This window comes from Mesorhizobium sp. M4A.F.Ca.ET.050.02.1.1, from assembly GCF_003997725.1.
Taxonomy (GTDB): domain Bacteria; phylum Pseudomonadota; class Alphaproteobacteria; order Rhizobiales; family Rhizobiaceae; genus Mesorhizobium.
Map to the genome: position 1 here is coordinate 1 of NZ_RZSG01001467.1, position 525 is coordinate 525.

Sequence of the window (525 nt, forward strand, 5' to 3'; positions counted from 1 at the left end):
CCTCCGCTCCAATCGTCGCTTCCTGCCAGGCGGCGACCGTGGCGGTGGCGCTGACGGAAGCCGTGATCGCCTCGGAGCGGACCACCTCGACGGAAACGGTCAGCGTGGCGGCCTGAGCGGCCGTCCGCGCCGCTGGTTCGGGCGCGCCGCGGCCATAGGCTTTCAGCGCCACGACGGCGGCGAGCGCAACCAATGCGGCCAGCAGGAGGAGATGCCTCTTACGCAATTTTCTGGTCATGATTCTTGCTGCTTGAAGGGTCGGAGAGCGGAAGCGATAGGCGGTAGGCGGCGAAGCTCAGCCGGATCGCGCCCTTGAGCGTCTCCGCCGGCAGGACCAATGGCGTGGAGCGGGCGCGGTGGCCGATCGGCAGGCCTGGGCCGATGGAGGCGATCAGCCGCAGCATCATCAGGGCTTCCCACAATTGTCGTGCTTTCGTTTTTCAATGACTGCAGTCTGCCGCCTGCAGAACCGGCCGGCCCGTGAACGGGTGGGTCAGCGGGCCGGCCGGTGCAGCCGGTCAGAGT

At 67.8% G+C, this 525-nt stretch carries 1 protein-coding gene and 1 pseudogene; both read right to left on the reverse strand.

Annotated elements, in window-relative coordinates:
* Window positions 1-238, reverse strand: a pseudogene (locus tag EOA33_RS38170) (hypothetical protein); the annotation flags it as partial.
* Window positions 219-407 carry a hypothetical protein gene (locus tag EOA33_RS38175; protein WP_245455453.1) on the reverse strand — a complete coding sequence of 63 codons (189 nt, stop codon included), beginning with the start codon at window positions 405-407 and terminating at the stop codon, window positions 219-221. The pseudogene EOA33_RS38170 and the gene EOA33_RS38175, both read right to left, overlap by 20 nt.
* Between the last annotated feature and the right edge of the window lie 118 nt (window positions 408-525).

Bases quoted from the DNA above. Each gene is read 5' to 3' on its own strand.
- EOA33_RS38175 (WP_245455453.1), bottom strand. From the start codon at position 407: ATGATGCTGCGGCTGATCGCCTCCATCGGCCCAGGCCTGCCGATCGGC.